We start from the raw sequence: 15,633 nt of genomic DNA on the forward strand, positions 1-15,633 counted from the left end.
CATTCTGAATACAATTGAGGGCATGAGCACCGCCACCACCTCAAGGACAACTTTCCAGTCTTCTGAGCTCAGCAGGTCTTCCGCAGAGGTCTTCGCGGCCGCGGCGGATCACCCTGTCCGGGTCACCCGCCGAGATGGGGAGGCACTCGTATTGATGTCAGAAAGCGCAGATCAAGCTAGAGTTTCCCTCCTGGAGCTTGCAGCCCAACTCGTGGCTGTCTCAACCAGCACCGAGGGGACGCTGGCCGGCCGCATGAGCGACCGCTTCCCATGGATGCTGGCTCTAAGCAAAGCCGACCAGGAAACCTGTGCGAGCGGAATTTTGGCAGCTGCCCGGGCGTCGTTCGCTACGAACCAACCCCACCTGGCCATTGCCGAGCTGACTGCTTGGCGTGAGTCGGCAACGGCAATGGCAGCCGGTCTGGGCCGGGAACCCATTGAGTGGCTTGAAGAGCCCGAACCCGTAGAGCGTCCCTAGGGCATGGCGAAGGATTCAAAGGTTGAGCGCCCTATAAAAAAAGACTGAATACGAACTTCGGTTCGCCTCTGTTCAAGCGAGACGCGGGTGGATAGATCTGCGAGCAACCACTCGTAATGCGCTGGCTGACTCTTGGGACTTTCTCACGCGGACACCTCAACTCAGCACTCCAACCAATTACCCACTGCGTGGCGAGTTGGGGCTTGTCACCCACAACGGCTCGACGTATGAGCGCTGGCAGCACAAGCCAACGCTCAAGGGCAACGCCAGAATCTGGTTCTTCGTCGTGGAACAAGTGGTCTATCTGGAACAAGTGCACACTCACCACCCGAACGAAACCAAGTAACTGCCCAAGCCCACCTAGAAATGCGTCGGTTCCTCCACCAGCGCCGTCGCTATGCTGGCTGCGTCTTCCAAGGCGGCGAGATAGCGCTCAGCGTCCAACGCCGCAGCACATCCCGTTCCCGCAGCGGTGATGGCTTGGCGATAGCGATGGTCAACGGCATCACCGCAGGCGAAGACGCCCGAAAGGTTGGTGCACGTGGTGGGTGAGTCAACCTTGATGTAGCCCTCGGCGTCGAGCTCCACCTGGCCGGCCACCAGTTCCGTCCGCGGCAAGTGGCCGATCGCGACAAAGATGCCCGCCGCCTCCTGCTCGCGGGTTTCTCCGGTTCGGGTGTCCTTGAGCGTCACGCCTGTGACCTTGGTATCTCCGTGGATTGCGGTGATGGCCGAGTTCCAGGCGAAGCTGATCTTCGGGTTGTCCTTGGCCCGCTGCGCCATGATCCGGGAAGCGCGAAGTTCACCTTTACGCACGACGACGGTCACTGACTTCCCAAATCGAGCCAGGAAGGTCGCTTCCTCCATGGCGGAATCACCGCCGCCCACCACGATGATGTGCTGTTCGCGGAAGAAGAATCCATCGCAGGTGGCACACCAGGAGACGCCGTGTCCGCTGAGCTTCTTTTCCTCGGGCAACCCAAGCTCTTTGTACGCAGAGCCCGTGGCAAGGATGACGGCCGGCGCTTCGTGGGTTTCGCCGCCGCCGGTGACCACGCTCTTCAGGTGACCCTGCAGCGATACCGACGTGACGTCGTCGAACACTATGCGGGCCCCGAATTTTTCGGCCTGTTCCTGCAAGTTGTCCATGAGCTCGGGGCCCTGGATGCCGGCCGGGAAGCCGGGAAAGTTCTCCACCTCGGTGGTATTCATGAGCGCACCGCCGGCAGTCACAGACCCGGCCAGGACCAAGGGCTCCAAACCAGCGCGTGCAGCATAGATGGCTGCCGTGTAACCGGCAGGACCGGACCCGATGATGATCAGTTGTTCGTTACTCATGGGAGACGCTCCTGGTGGTCGTGTTTAACTGGCAGCGGGGATCAACGAGTCGATCAGATTTTCAATACGTGTCCGGATCTCGTCACGGATGGGCCGGACGGCGTCCACGCCCTGCCCTGCGGGATCCTCCAAAACCCAGTCCTCATAACGTTTCCCGGGGAAGTACGGGCATTCGTCCCCGCAACCCATGGTGATGACGACGTCGGACTCTTTGACGGCCTCAGTAGTGAGGACTTTGGGGACTTCGGCGGACATGTCTATCCCCAGCTCCGACATGGCCTCGACCGCAGCCGGGTTCACGGTGTCGGCTGGCTGTGAGCCGGCGGACCGGACCTCAATGGCGCCTTGGGAGAGTGCGGTAAGGAAGGCGGCAGCCATCTGAGAGCGCCCTGCATTGTGCACACAGACGAACAGTACGGACGGCTTCTTGCCGGTCATTGATTCTCCTGACGGTAACAACTAAATCGTGGGTGCGCGCCAGGCCATCGGTCAAGCTCGGTCCTCCCCGTGCGCCCGGTTACGTCACCTATCCTTGTACGCGGGGGTGTTGTTGTGACGAAAAAATCGACCGCGGCAAATGTGCGGCTGGTCTATGCCGTAATGATCGCGGCTATCGTGGCATTGTTTGTTTGGGTGGCCCACGACGACCTCGTCCCCGCGTCTGTTTTCTTTGCATTGGGCGCGGCGTATGCGGCTTTCCTGTTTCGTGTCGTCTGGCGATCGAGCCGCGCATCAACGGTGATGCATTTCGCCATCGGCCTGATCTTCTTTTCCTTGATTTCCGTCAAGGATGATTTGGGAGCATTGGCGGCCGGCTCATGGTTCTTGGGAATCCTCGCCGGCGGAATCGCGGGCGGCCACACGTGGTCCGGGAAGCGCGCAGGGTCCGAGGTGACGCAGAAGCGGGAACGCAACGGTGAAGGCTTTACCGGCGGCCGGCGCCTTGCACTGATCAACGCGGCCTGCGCCGTTGTCCTGCTCGCGATTGGCGTCGCCCATTTCGGCCTGCAATCGCCGACACCGGGCGTCGGCGCCGTTCTGATTGGCTCCTTGGTTGCCGGCTGGGCAATGTTCCGCTTCCCGCCGTCGCTACCTACCAGGAACGTGCTCCTTCTGGTCATACCCGTTGAATTCTTTCTCCTGGTTTTCCTGGGCAGCAATACCGGCCAGTTAGCCCTTCCCTTTGTGTGGGCGTACGGCGTTCTGGGCGGCATCCTGTTGGGTGGGCGCTATTGGCGGGGTCCGCGGCTCGGCGAACCCCGCCCACCGTTCAACATTCAAGCCAAGCGGCGGCGGAAACGGAAGCGAAAGTCACCGGCTAAGGCAAAGCAGAAGCAAGTCGCCTGAAGACCGGCGATCACCGGCGCCTACCGCCCGACGGATGCTTGTTCCTCCTCCGGCGCCCGGACTACGGGTTCGCCAGAGGACCGTCCCAGCTTGCTGGGCCACCAAATTTTGGCCCCGATGTCGTACGCAAGTGCGGGCACCAGGAGCGATCGGACCAGCACCGTATCCAGCAGCACCCCGAATGCCACGATGAACGCCAGCTGCACCAGGAACATGATGGGGATGACGCCCAGAGCCGCGAATGTCGCGGCCAGCACCACGCCTGCGGAGGTGATGACGCCACCGGTGACGGCCAGCCCACGGAGGATACCGGGGCGGGTTCCGTGCTTCAGGGATTCCTCGCGGACCCGGCTCATCAGGAAGATGTTGTAGTCCACCCCCAACGCAACCAGGAACACGAACCCGAACAACGGCACAGTGGCATCAGCTCCCGAGAACTTGAAGATCCCGTTGAACACCCATGCAGAGACGCCAAGGGCTGCCGCGTAAGAAAGCACCACGGAGAGCACCAGCAGTACGGGCGCCACCACGGATCGCAACAGGAGCATCAGGATGAACAGGATGACCACCAGGACTACCGGGATGATGACTACCAGGTCACGCTGCGCGGTGGTGTTGGTATCCAACGCAGTGGCGGTCACACCGCCCACCAGGGCTTGGGAGTCAACGTCCCGGACTTCGGTTCGCAGGGCCTTCACGGCGTTCTCGGCTTCGATCGAGTCGGCTGCAGAGTTCAACGTGGCGTTGATCAACACCCTGCCATCGCGGACTGCCGGTTCGGAGGGGGCGCCCGGAGCTCCGGTGATCGGCACGTTCCCGTCAGCCAGGAAGTAAGCGTCACCCACGCCGTCGGCCGCTTTGACCTTGTCCAGGACCTGCTGCGCGGCGCCCTGGGAGGCGACCACGACGGCGGGGCTGCCGCTGCCGGCGTCGAAATGGCGCGCCAGCGCGTCCTGGCCGTCCACAGCATCGGACTTGGCCAGGATGACGTCGGTTTGTGGGACGCCGTTGGCTTTGAGCTGCAGCACGCCCGCGGACGCTACAAGCAGCAGGAGAACCGAAGCGATCCAGACCACCCGGGGGCGCTTGGAGACGAGGGTTCCAACGCCCTTCCAGAGACCCTTTTGCCCCTCCAGGCCAGTAACAAGCTCGGGTTCGCGTTCGTCGTCGGGCAGTAGCTTGGGCCGGAAGGGCCAGAAGGCTGCACGTCCGAGCAGTGCCATAAGGGCCGGCAGGAGCGTGAGCGCGGCAAACAGGGAGCAGAGAATGCCGGCCGCAGCCACGGGCCCCAGCGCCTTGTTCGAGTTGAGGTCGGAGAAAAGGAGGCAGAGCAGGGCGATGATGACCGTGGCGCCGGAGGCGAGAATCGGCTCAAACGAAGCCTTCCACGCAGTGATGACGGCCCGGGTGCGGTTGGTGGTGTGCGTCAGCGCTTCACGGAACCGTGCCACAAACAGCAGCGCGTAGTCGGTGGCTGCGCCGATCACCAGGATGGACAGGATGCCCTGGCTTTGTCCGTTGAGTTGGATCCAGCCGAGCTTGGCCATACCGAAGACCAGCAGGATCGCTGCGCACAGCGCGAACACCGACGTGAAGAGTACCGCCAGAGGCAGCACCACGGACCGGTAGACGAGCAGCAGGATCACGAACACTGCCCCCAGGGCCACCAGCAACAGGATGCCGTCAATCCCGCCGAACGCATTCACAAGGTCCGCGGTCAGCCCGGCGGGCCCCGTAACGAACGCCTTCATGCCATCCGGAGCCCCCGGCTGAACCACGTCGCGCAGCTCCTTGACCTTTTCCCTCAGCTCGTCCGAGGACGCCATGGGGACAATGAACTGAACAGCCTTGCTGTCCTGCGACGGGATGGGGCCGACGACGGCGCTCCCCAGCTTGAGTGCCTCAATGTCGCCTTTGAGCTTGGCTGCTTGAGCCAGCTGGGCGGGGGTGAAAGGAGCGTCGTTTTCGACGATGACCACTGCCGGGATCTCTTCCGAATCCCTGAACTTGGCCTGCCACTCACCGGCCTCGGTGGCTTCGGCGCCGGCAGGCAAGAAGGAGGCTTGGTCGTTGGAGGACACTTCACTGAGCCGGCCGAACGTCGGGCCGCCAATTCCGGCGATACCCAGCCAAGTGATGACCAGCACCACAGGTACCAGCCATCTCAGCCAGAACGGTACTTTCTGCGCGTTCATATGTCCTTCTTCTCCAGGGATGATCAAGGGCTTTATTCCATCATAGATTATCTCTATGATGGAACTATTCCAAGAGTGCTCATCAACTGATGCCGGAATCTGTGGCAGCTGGGAGTAATATCCGGAAGGCAGTAAACAAGAGACGAACGCTGGCAGGAGGGCGCAATGTCTGACCCATCAGCTCCGCGCCATGACGCCGGCAGGCCCGAGAACGCAGCCCCGCAGGAACTCGTACGGCTCCTCCAGGACTTCACACTCGAAGCCAACCATTACGTCGACGCAGCCGGCGGACGCAACGACATGCACCGCACGGACTTGAATGCGCTCGCCGTGATCATGCGCCACTCCGCCGCGGGCCGGGTGGTCACTCCTGGCGTCCTGCGGACCGAGCTCCGGCTTAGTTCCCCTGCCACGACGGCATTGATCGACAGGCTCCATGCGTCCGGGCACGTTGTCAGGGAGCGGCTGGGCACTGACCGTCGGCAGGTCCAGCTCCATATGACGCCCAAGGCCTACCGCGACGGCAGCGCCATGTTCATGCCGCTGGCCCTCCGAATGGGCAAGGCCATGGCCGCTTACAGTGCCGAGGAACTGGACCTTGTCAGCCGCTTCATGACGGACATGGTGGAAGCAACGATGGCTGCCCGCGAGGAAGCCACGCACCCCCAATCCAACTAGCTCGCATTAGTCCGCGTTTTCAGCGCTCAAAACGCGAAATAATGCCACCCGGTTGGGTAGCGTTTGCCTATGAACGCGCAGCAGCCTGAAGATGTCTACACCCACGGGCACCACGAGTCGGTTGTCCGGGCCCACGCCTCACGGACGGTCGAGAATTCGGCGGCGTTCGTCATACCGCACCTCACCCCTGGCACGTCAGTGCTCGACGTCGGATGCGGACCGGGGAGCATCACGTGCGATTTCGCCGGGCTGGTTGCGCCCGCCCACGTGATCGGCCTGGACCGCTCACCTGACATCGTTGCCCAGGCCACCGAACTTGCCGCGGAGCGTGGCGTGGACAACGTGAGCTTCCAGACCGGCAACATCTATGACCTCGATTTCGAGGATGAGAGCTTCGACCTCGTCCACGCCCACCAGGTCCTTCAGCACCTGACGGACCCGGTTGCGGCGCTCCGGGAGATGCGGAGAGTAGCCAAACCCGGAGCCATCGTCGCGGTTCGCGACGCCGATTTCCATGGCATGAGCTGGTACCCGGAAGTCCCGGAGCTCGACGATTGGATGGAGCTGTACCAGAAGATCGCCCGACGCAACGGAGCAGAACCCGATGCCGGCCGACGCTTGGTCTCATGGGCCCAGCAAGCCGGATTCACCCAGGTGGCACCCACCAGCAGCAACTGGCTCTACGCCACCGCCCAGCAGCGCGCCTGGCAATCCCGGGTTTGGAGCGAACGTGTGCTCCACTCCGCTTTCGCTGAACAGGCTCTTGAATACGGCTTGGCAAACGAAGCCGATCTTGCCCGGATCGCCGCGGGCTGGCACCGGTGGGGTGCCACGGAGGATGGCTATTTCCTCATTCCCAACGGTGAGGTGATCGCCCGCGCATAAAAATCCGAAAGATTCCGGAAAAGTTTGCCGCACCATGTAGAAATGTCCACGGCGGTTCCGACCCATGGATGAAAGCACCCGCACGGGGTGCCGTTCATAAGGAGTTTGAGATGAAATACATGATCATGATGTTCGGGTCGGCTGAGGGCATGATGGAAACCGCCGACCCTGAGTGGATCCGGGAAATGATCGGGTTCATGATCCAGATCGACAAGGATCTGACAGAGTCCGGCGAACTGGTCTTCAACGCTGGCCTGACTGACGGAAGCACAGCCAAACTGGTCAAGCAGACACCCGACGGCGTGATCACCACGGACGGCCCCTACGCCGAATCCAAAGAGTCACTGGTGGGCTATTGGGTGATTGATGTCGCCAGCGAGGAACGCGCCGTGGAGATCTGTTCCAGCATTGTGAAGTACTCCCAGGTCGTGGAGCTCCGTGCCCTCGCCGATGGGCCGCCGGAGGTCTGACTGGGACTCCCACCGCACGAACGAATCGAGGACCTGCTGCGCACGCTGGCGCCGCAGGTCCTCGGCGTGCTGGCACGCAAGCACGGGCAGTTCGACGCCTGTGAGGACGCGGTCCAGGAAGCCCTGCTGGAGGCTTCGCTGAAGTGGCCTGCAGAGCTGCCACGAGAACCAAAAGCCTGGCTGATGGCTGTAGCCAACCGGCGCCTGGTGGATTTTTACCGAAGCGAAAGCGCACGGCGTTCCCGTGAGGAACATTTCCACGCCATGGATACCCAGTCCACCTCAGTATCAGGGGCGGACGACACCCTGACCTTGATGTTCCTCTGCTGCCACCCGGCGCTCTCTGCCCCGTCGCAACTCGCCTTGACGCTGCGGGCAGTTGGAGGACTCACGACGGCGGAAATCGCCTCAGCTTTCCTTGTCCCCGAAGCCACCATGGGACAACGCATCAGCCGCGCAAAACAAGGAATCCAGAAGGCGGGAGCAACCTTCACCATGCCGCCGCCTGCCGAACAAAAGGCGAGGCTCGGCGTCGTACTCCACGTCCTGTACCTGATCTTCAACGAAGGCTACGCGGCCAGTTCCGGGGCCTCACTCCAGCGCGAAGACCTCACCACAGAGGCGATCCGGCTAACGCGGTTGCTGATGGCGGCCGTGCCTGATGACGGGGAAGTCGCCGGTTTACTGGCGCTGATGCTCCTCACGGATTCGCGTCGGAAGGCACGGACGCTGACTGACGGGACTCCGGTGCCGCTGGCGGAGCAGGACCGGAGCCTGTGGAACCATCAACAGATCCAGGACGGCATTGCCCTCCTGAGTTCGGTCCTGGGCCGGACCCGTCCGGGCCCTTACCAGCTGCAGGCTGCGATCGCCGCGGTGCATGCCGAAGCCGCCACAGACGCCGCGACCGACTGGCCACAGATCCTGGCCCTGTATACGGTTCTGGAGAAGATGGCTCCCAGTCCCGTGGTGACCCTCAACCGTGCCGTTGCTGTGGCGATGGTGAAGGGCCCTGCAGCTGGACTCGCCCTGCTGGATGGTCTCGATTCGGCGCTGGGGAAATCCCACCGGCTTGATGTTGTTCGGGGACATCTTCATGAGCTCGCCGGAGACAGCGCCGGAGCCCGGAACGCCTACCTCGCGGCAGCCGCCAAAGCCGGAAGCCTCCCGGAGCGGCGGTATCTGATGGGAAAGGTGGCAGGGCTGGATACCGGCGGGGCGTGATCTACGACACGCCCGCAGTGTCCGCCGAAATCACAACGTTGTGGTTTATGTTACTGGTGTGACTGCTGTTGCCAATGTGCAAGTGCTCACGTAACCTCAGGACTGCCGGGAGCATCTGAGGGGCCGCAGTCGTGCCTCCTCCAGAACCTCGCTCCCCCGTCCCGTTTCGAGGTTTCTTTACATGGCTTTATCCCGATCCGCCCGCGGGGCCGCGGTACTGTGCGCCGTCGTCGTACTCGCCGGGGCAGTGGTAACTCCCTCAGCGGCTGTACCCGCAACAACTGTGCCCCTCACTGTCCGGGCATCTCCGGACGTGCCCTCGCCCGAAGAAATCGCGGCGGCCAAAGCCAGTGAAGCGGCGACGGCGGACCAGGTCGCCTCCATTGAGCGGATCCTCGCAGACGCGGCCGCTAACCAGCAGGCAGCCTCTACGGCTGCCATGCAGGCCAACAACGCCTACAGCGAGGCCCTGGTGGAGCTGCAGCAAAGGACCAAAACCGCCTCCACAGCCCGCGCCCAAGCCTCTGCCGCCCGGGAACAGCAGGACAGGACGCGCAAACAAGTGGGACAGATCGCCGGTGACCTGTACCGCAACGGTGGAGTGAATCCCGCACTCGTTACGCTGGCCGGCGGTAGTGAAAGCTTCCAGCAGGCCGCCACGCTGGAGGCCCTCTCAGCCAGGCGAAACCGCGATCTTGAAGTTGCCATCGGCGCCGCCGCCGCATCCAAGTCCCTCTCCGCAGCTGCGGATGACGCCACCAAAGCCGCGGACGACGCGGCCAAGACAGCCGAACAGCGTAAAACGCAGGCCGAACAGGCCAACGCGGCGCAGGTCAAGGTAGTGGCCGACGCAAAAGCGCAGCGGACCACTTTGGTGGACCAGTTGGCCCAGCTCCGCAACACCACTGTTGAGCTTGAGGCGGCCAGAGTGGATGCTCTGGACCGGCAGCGCGAAGAGGCACGGCTCGCGGCATTGACCGCCAGTGCCGGCAAGGCAGAGCAGGATCAGGCCGCCCGGGATCAGGCAACGCCGCCGGATGCGCCTGGGCCCGCCGCACCGGCTCCCGCAGCCCCAGTCCAGGGTCCCGCCGCGCCTCCCGCTCCTGCGCCAGCACCCGCTCCAGCGCCCGCTCCGGCACCTGCACCTGCACCTGCACCTGCACCAGCACCTGCCCCGGCACCTGCGCCAGCGCCAGCGCCCGCCCCGGCACCTGCACCTGCGCCCGCGCCCGCACCTGCCCCGGCGCCTGCGCCGCCATCGAGCGGGTCTTACGAAACAGCAATTTCCAGCGCCTTGGGTAAGGTCGGTTCGCCGTTCTACTACCAGTGGGGCGGTACCGGACCCTACGGCTTTGACTGCTCAGGACTGGTGCAGGCCGCCTTTGGCACCGCCGGGATGCGACTACCGCGCACCGCCTCACAGCAGTATGCCGCAGCCCCGGTCCACGTCCCGCTGTCACAGGCGCGCCGTGGAGACCTCCTGGTATGGGGTTCGCCGTCCAACTTTTACCATGTGGCAATCTACCTGGGGAACGGGCAGGTAGTGCAGGCTTTGAACCCCCAGGAAGGCATCACGGTCTCGAACATCAGTTCAATGGTGGGTATGGAGCTCTACCCCTTCGCGGCCAGATACTAGGCATCGGCTCACGGCTGCCGCAGACATCGACCGTCCCATGCCTGGGTTTGTTCACCAAACCGCGGAAGGCTGCGGGATGATGAAGTCATGAGCAATCCGGACCCGGACCTCTGGGCAGAATTCGACAACCTCAAACCTGCCCGCCCCGATCCCATGGGCGGCCATCCAAACAACCAACCTGCGGGTTTCGGTTTCAGAACGGGTGTGCGCAGCGCGAAAGTCGCCCTCGGATTCGCCGTGTATGCCCTTGTTCTGGGAACCACGCTGGTAGTTACAGGCGCCGTAGTCTTCATCGCCCGGAGTCAGTGGCTGCTCCTGGGATTGATGGTGCTTGTGCAAGCAGCTTTCGTTTATGGGTTCATTCAGCTGGGCCGCCAAGCGCGCAATCGGCGTTCCCCGAGCTAAGGATCCCGGAGCGGCGTTGTCTTCAGGCAAAATGGCAGCGCTAACAAAGGAAGAACCCTTATAGTCGAACCCATGGAACAGCGCATACTTGGCAAGACCGGCCGATCCGTCTCAACAGTAGGGCTCGGCACCTGGCAACTCGGGGCCGACTGGGGAGACGTCAGCGAAGCGGATGCGGTTGCTGTGCTTGAGGCTTCCGTAGACCACGGCGTCACATTCTTCGACACTGCCGACGTTTACGGCGATGGCCGCAGCGAGGAAATCATCGGAAAATTCCTCCGCGCCAACCCCGGTCTGGATATCACCGTGGCCACCAAGATGGGCCGCCGCGTGGACCAGGTGCCCGAAAACTACACACTTGAGAACTTCCGCGCATGGACAGACCGGTCGAGGCGCAACCTCCAACAGGACACACTGGAGCTCGTCCAACTCCACTGCCCGCCCACCGCCGTCTACAGCCGCGACGAAGTCTACGACGCACTGGACACGCTGGTCAGCGAAGGGGCCATCCGCAACTACGGGGTCAGCGTCGAACGGACAGACGAGGCCCTCGAAGCCATCAAGCGCGGGAACACCGCCTCCGTGCAGATCATCCTCAACGCCTTCCGCCTGAAGCCCCTCGATGAGGTGCTGCCCGCCGCGAAAGCGGCCAACGTGGGGATCATTGCCCGCGTTCCCCTGGCCTCAGGCCTGCTGTCCGGACAATACACGGCCGCAACTGAGTTCCCGGCTAACGATCACCGCAACTACAACCGCGACGGATCATCTTTCGATGTCGGCGAAACCTTCTCCGGTGTCGACTTCGAAACCGGCGTCAAAGCCGCCCAGGAGTTCAGTGCATTGGTTCCCGACGGCGTCACCACCTCCCAAGCGGCCCTCGCCTGGGTCGTGGCACAGGACGGCGTCACATCCGTGATCCCCGGAGCACGGTCCGCCGAGCAGGCGCGCGTCAACGCCGAGGCCGGAGAAATGCCGGTGGTCGGTGCGGGATTGGCCGACGGGGTCCGGGACATCTACGACCGCTACTTCCGCGAAGCGATTCACCCGCGCTGGTAGCCGCCGGGCCGCCGTCGGGCGTGGTTTTTACCAGCCACTCCTGGTGGGGGTGTGTCCCTTCCGGGCGTCGTCCGGCATGGCCATTTCGGCGCGCAATCCAAGGAGCCTGATGGGGCGGTCCGGTTCGATTTTTCCGGTGAGGTCCAAGGCCTGGGCCAGGACTTCGTCGCGGCTGAAGGTCTCGGGAATTTTCCTCGCGTAGGTCTTGGTGAAGAACGGCTTGTAACGGACTTTCAGCGTAAGGCCCACCACTGGCCGGTCCTCGGCCGCAACATCCTCAAGGACTCGGGCGGTCAGCTCCTTGACGGCGGCTTCCACTTGCTCCGGCTCGGTGAGGTCCTGCTGGAAGGTGGTCTCGCGGCCGTGGGCGCGGGCAACCCACGGGGTGTCGTCCACTTCGGTGGCACCTTCGCCGCGACCTAACTGCGCGTACCAAGGCCCCATCTTGGGGCCAAATTCCGGGACCAGCCCCTGCGGGTCGGTTGCGGCGAGTTGGTTCACCGTGGTGATGCCGTGCTTCGCGAGGCGCTGTGAGATTTTGCTTCCGACGCCCCACAAATCCTTGGTGGGCTTGTCCCCCATGACCTCCAGCCAGTTTTCCTTGGTCAGCCTGAACATCCCTGCCGGCTTGCCGAAGTCTGTGGCATTCTTTGCGCGGACCAGGGTGTCCCCGATGCCGATACTGCAGTGAAGCCGGGTCTGTTCCAGGACGGCTTTTTGGATCTGCCGCGCGTAGGCTTCGGGATCCTCCGTTGTGACGCCGACGAAAGCCTCGTCCCAGCCGAGCACCTGAACAGTTGCGCCCGGCTGTTCCCGGAGGGTCTCCATCACCACCTCTGAAGCCGCCAGATAGGCCTCCTGGTCCACTGGCAGGATGATGGCGTCGGGGACTTTCCGGGCCGCAATCCGCAGGGGCATCCCTGAGCCAACACCGAAGGCCCTTGCTTCGTAGGATGCCGTGGACACCACAGCCCGTTCCGTGGGATCTCCCCTGCCGCCCACAATGACCGGTTTGCCCGCAAGTTCGGGCCGCCGGAGTATCTCGACCGCTGCAATGAACTGGTCGAGATCTACGTGCAACACCCACGGAATTCCGCTCACGGGATCAGTCTGCCCCATGGCCCCGGGCCTTGGCTGTACCTCCACCACCTGCTTTGGGATCGGTTGCCGGTGAAGTCAACCTTTTTCGGGCGCGTTTCCCGCTCTGGCGGGCGAATGTGGGTGGTAACGGGACGCGTCCTGATCCCGCCCCTGCGCATAGATTGTCGCCTCAATCCACAGTGCACCGTGAATGAATCCCAGAGGTCCGTAAATAGGAGCACATGCCTCTAGAGTTGGGGGATCAGGAGAAAGTCCTGTGGGCCGTAACGAACAATGGACCCGACGGCAATCGAGTCCATGTTCAGCGCGGTGCGCTCATTTGGTGCGGCAAGAGGGCCATAGAACCTCAAGCATCACCCTTTGAGTTTATGGCCCCACGCACTTGGGCGCAACGACAGTTGTGCCCTCGGAGCGTGCGGCCGTGCCCTGTTCCTTCGGGAGGAGGTGCCCACCATGATTTCCAAACGCAAACGTGTGGAACCATGGGGCGCCTGGAACCTCGCGGTTAACATCATCCGACTAGTCGTTGATGTTGCCCGGTGGTTCTGGCACAACATCCCCTAACCGGGAGCGGTGGCCGCCAGCAATGTCTGGCGGCCACCGTCCCGGCAGCGTGCTGCTGCGCTCGGGCGGAACCACGCGTCCTGATCCCGCCCCTTCCGGCATAAGCTGAGGTGGTGCAATTTTCTCTTTGGCTGGCCTTGGTTGGTGCCGGCACGCTGATCAGCTTCACTCCCGGCGCCGGGGCAATCTTCACCATGAGCAACTCGCTCAACTCCGGCTTCCGACGCTCCATCTGGGGCATCCTGGGCCAGCAGGTGGCATTGGTCATCCACATCCTGATCGTTGCCCTCGGTGTTGGTGTCCTGGTTTCCAACTCGCCTGTCATCTTCAACGTGATCCGCTACGCGGGCGCGGCCTATCTGGTGTACCTCGGCATCCGGCAGTTCCTTCGGAAACCCGATCTGGACGAAGAGCAGGTCGAAGACATGAAGAACGAACCCGCCCTCTCCATGTTCCAGCGGGGCGTCTGGGTCAATCTGCTGAACCCAAAAGCAATCGTCTTTTTCCTGGCTTTCATGCCGCAGTTCATCCGCCCCGACCAGCCGCTGGTCCAGCAATACGTGGTGCTGACCGCTACCGTCCTGGCGATCGACATCATGGTGATGTGGTTCTTCTTCGCATTGGCAGCCCGCTCATTCCAGCGTTTCACCCACGACCAACGTGGCCAGATGATCCTCAACCGCATTTTCGGTTGCTTGTTCGTGCTGGTGGGCATTCTGCTGGCAGTCATCCACTAGCCCCCGCAGCCAGGGCGAATGCTACGGTCGGAGGCATGGAGTGGAACTGGATCGAGCACCGACGCGCGGATGACGGCGAGCATGTTGGATGGATGAAACCCGTGGCCGATGGGTTCGTCGCCATTGATTTGCTTGGCCGTCCGCGGACCGAGGTTGTGGACTGGTTGAGCGCGGAGGAAGTCCTCGATGACCTTGGCTTGCGCTACCTGGCCGATCCCCACGAATTGAGGCTCGACGACGGCAACTGGCTGCGCGTGCGGATTGCGGAAGTCACGCCCTCCTCGGTCCGGGTGAAGAAGGACGACTGGGGCGACATGACCGCTCCCCAAATCTATTTCACGGTCTCGCTTCCTGTGACGGAGGAACAGCTTCGCCCACTGTTGCGATGATTTCCGGGCTTCCTACGAAGTAGAACCCCGCACTACCAACGAACTCTCCAAGGTTACATGCGGTTCCGACAACTCGAGGCCCTCCATGAGCCCGCGCAGTTGCTCCCCCGCTTTGCGTCCCAGGGGGGTCGCTGGCAGGTGGACGCTGGTAAGGCTGGGGTTGCTGGTGGCCGAATAGGGCAGGTCATCGAAGCCGGCCACCGCCAGCTCATCGGGGATGCGGACCCCCTCCACGCGCGCCTCCTGCAGCAGTCCATAAGCATGCGTATCGGTACCGCAGACGACGGCGGTCACCCCCTCGCGCTGCCAGCCCGGCCAGGCGTCGGCGAAAGCGGCAGCGGCAGCACCGACGTCGATCGCTGTTCTGATGATGTGCTCCTGTGAGACGGACAGGCCCAACGAAGCGGCTTCCTCCAGGAAAGCGTCCCGGCGCAACTTGAACGTTTCCGTTCCAGTAATGCCGTCCACATACGCCGCCCTCGTGTGCCCGGAGGCGGCCAAGTGCCGGGCAAGTTCGCGGGCACCCTGGGCAACGTCGAGGTTGACGGATGGTGCGAAACTTTCAAGTCCGGGCGCATCCAGGAGCACCAGGGGTCCGGCCGCGGAGAGATCTTCCAGGAATTCGGCACTGGGAGCGCCCACCAGCAGGCCAGCGGGGCGGAGGGCCAGCAATTTGCGCACGTCGGAGGCTTGTGGCGATTCCCCGGAGTCTGCCACTGACAGCAGCAACTGGTATTCGGCGCCCAGCGATTCCCGCACGCCTGCGATCACGTTGGCGAAGAACGGGTTGGACACGTCCGGGGTCACCAGAATGACAATGGAGCTCACGCCGCGGGCCAGCGAACTGCCGATGCTGTCCACCACGTAACCAAGCTCGGAAATGGCGGTACGAACGCGGGAGATGTTGTCGTCGGAGACGCGTCCCTGCGTCTTGCCGTTGGCCACCAGCGATACGGTCGCCGTGGAAACACCCGCCCGGGCGGCCACCATCGCGGCGGTCACTCGTGGCGCGCGGGCATGGCGCCGTTCCAGGGATTCCATGCATCGATCGTAGCGCTGTTATGCCGCCCTGACCTGCGAGAAGGCATCAAGCGCTTAACGCAGTGACCACGGCAATCACGTTAAGCGTT

General features: G+C 63.0%; 17 protein-coding genes. 12 read left to right on the top strand and 5 right to left on the bottom strand.

The features are described from left to right. The first annotated feature begins 22 nt into the window (after positions 1 to 22). The gene (locus LRQ04_RS03860) at positions 23 to 478 is read left to right on the top strand and encodes a prevent-host-death protein (protein WP_235517806.1); all 456 of its coding nucleotides are present in this window, start codon (positions 23 to 25) and stop codon (positions 476 to 478) included. Positions 479 to 674: 196 nt separating this feature from the next. Further along, the gene (locus tag LRQ04_RS03865; protein ID WP_235517807.1) at positions 675 to 824 is read left to right on the top strand and encodes a hypothetical protein; all 150 of its coding nucleotides are present in this window, start codon (positions 675 to 677) and stop codon (positions 822 to 824) included. Positions 825 to 838: 14 nt separating this feature from the next. Here LRQ04_RS03865 and trxB read toward each other — a convergent pair whose 3' ends face one another. Both trxB and LRQ04_RS03875 read right to left on the bottom strand, forming a co-directional pair. Continuing rightward, positions 839 to 1,816, bottom strand: coding sequence for a thioredoxin-disulfide reductase (gene trxB / locus LRQ04_RS03870; RefSeq protein WP_235517808.1), 978 nt, complete (start codon positions 1,814 to 1,816; stop codon positions 839 to 841). 24 nt (positions 1,817 to 1,840) lie between these two features. Further along, entirely contained in the window at positions 1,841 to 2,254 is a 414-nt protein-coding gene (locus LRQ04_RS03875; protein WP_235517809.1) for an arsenate reductase ArsC, read from the bottom strand. A gap of 114 nt (positions 2,255 to 2,368) precedes the next feature. Between LRQ04_RS03875 and LRQ04_RS03880 the strand changes: the two genes are divergently transcribed. Further along, positions 2,369 to 3,163, top strand: coding sequence for a hypothetical protein (locus LRQ04_RS03880; RefSeq protein WP_235517810.1), 795 nt, complete (start codon positions 2,369 to 2,371; stop codon positions 3,161 to 3,163). Between the two features lie 20 nt (positions 3,164 to 3,183). Here the strand turns inward: LRQ04_RS03880 and LRQ04_RS03885 are convergent, their stop codons facing one another. Then, entirely contained in the window at positions 3,184 to 5,358 is a 2,175-nt protein-coding gene (locus LRQ04_RS03885) for an MMPL family transporter (protein WP_235517811.1), read from the bottom strand. 165 nt (positions 5,359 to 5,523) lie between these two features. Between LRQ04_RS03885 and LRQ04_RS03890 the strand changes: the two genes are divergently transcribed. From LRQ04_RS03890 to LRQ04_RS03920, 7 genes are all read left to right on the top strand, one after another. Further along, positions 5,524 to 6,036, top strand: a complete 513-nt coding sequence (locus tag LRQ04_RS03890; protein WP_235517812.1) for a MarR family winged helix-turn-helix transcriptional regulator — start codon at positions 5,524 to 5,526, stop codon at positions 6,034 to 6,036. Positions 6,037 to 6,105: 69 nt separating this feature from the next. Beyond that, on the top strand, positions 6,106 to 6,921 hold the full coding sequence (locus LRQ04_RS03895; RefSeq protein WP_235517813.1) for a methyltransferase domain-containing protein: 816 nt from the start codon (positions 6,106 to 6,108) through the stop codon (positions 6,919 to 6,921). A gap of 110 nt (positions 6,922 to 7,031) precedes the next feature. Then, on the top strand, positions 7,032 to 7,391 hold the full coding sequence (locus LRQ04_RS03900) for a YciI family protein (protein ID WP_235517814.1): 360 nt from the start codon (positions 7,032 to 7,034) through the stop codon (positions 7,389 to 7,391). A 24-nt stretch (positions 7,392 to 7,415) separates the two neighbouring features. Further along, a complete protein-coding gene (locus LRQ04_RS03905) occupies positions 7,416 to 8,615 on the top strand; it encodes a DUF6596 domain-containing protein (protein ID WP_308194883.1) in 1,200 nt (399 codons plus the stop codon). Between the two features lie 181 nt (positions 8,616 to 8,796). Further along, complete coding sequence (locus tag LRQ04_RS03910; RefSeq protein WP_235517816.1) at positions 8,797 to 10,251, top strand: C40 family peptidase; 1,455 nt, start codon at positions 8,797 to 8,799, stop codon at positions 10,249 to 10,251. Positions 10,252 to 10,338: 87 nt separating this feature from the next. Further along, entirely contained in the window at positions 10,339 to 10,656 is a 318-nt protein-coding gene (locus tag LRQ04_RS03915; RefSeq protein ID WP_235517817.1) for a hypothetical protein, read from the top strand. Between the two features lie 72 nt (positions 10,657 to 10,728). Further along, positions 10,729 to 11,712, top strand: a complete 984-nt coding sequence (locus LRQ04_RS03920) for an aldo/keto reductase (RefSeq protein ID WP_235517818.1) — start codon at positions 10,729 to 10,731, stop codon at positions 11,710 to 11,712. Between the two features lie 27 nt (positions 11,713 to 11,739). Here LRQ04_RS03920 and LRQ04_RS03925 read toward each other — a convergent pair whose 3' ends face one another. After that, complete coding sequence (locus tag LRQ04_RS03925) at positions 11,740 to 12,831, bottom strand: DNA polymerase IV (protein WP_235517819.1); 1,092 nt, start codon at positions 12,829 to 12,831, stop codon at positions 11,740 to 11,742. 659 nt (positions 12,832 to 13,490) lie between these two features. On the opposite strand from LRQ04_RS03925, the gene LRQ04_RS03930 reads away from it, so the two are divergent. Beyond that, a complete protein-coding gene (locus LRQ04_RS03930; RefSeq protein WP_235517820.1) occupies positions 13,491 to 14,114 on the top strand; it encodes a LysE family transporter in 624 nt (207 codons plus the stop codon). Positions 14,115 to 14,149: 35 nt separating this feature from the next. Continuing rightward, positions 14,150 to 14,503, top strand: a complete 354-nt coding sequence (locus LRQ04_RS03935) for a hypothetical protein (protein WP_235517821.1) — start codon at positions 14,150 to 14,152, stop codon at positions 14,501 to 14,503. 12 nt (positions 14,504 to 14,515) lie between these two features. Here LRQ04_RS03935 and LRQ04_RS03940 read toward each other — a convergent pair whose 3' ends face one another. Beyond that, a complete protein-coding gene (locus tag LRQ04_RS03940) occupies positions 14,516 to 15,544 on the bottom strand; it encodes a LacI family DNA-binding transcriptional regulator (RefSeq protein WP_235517822.1) in 1,029 nt (342 codons plus the stop codon). Positions 15,545 to 15,633: the final 89 nt, after the last annotated feature.

It is taken from the genome of Paenarthrobacter sp. AR 02 (genome assembly GCF_021538675.1).
Taxonomy (GTDB): Bacteria; Actinomycetota; Actinomycetes; order Actinomycetales; family Micrococcaceae; genus Arthrobacter.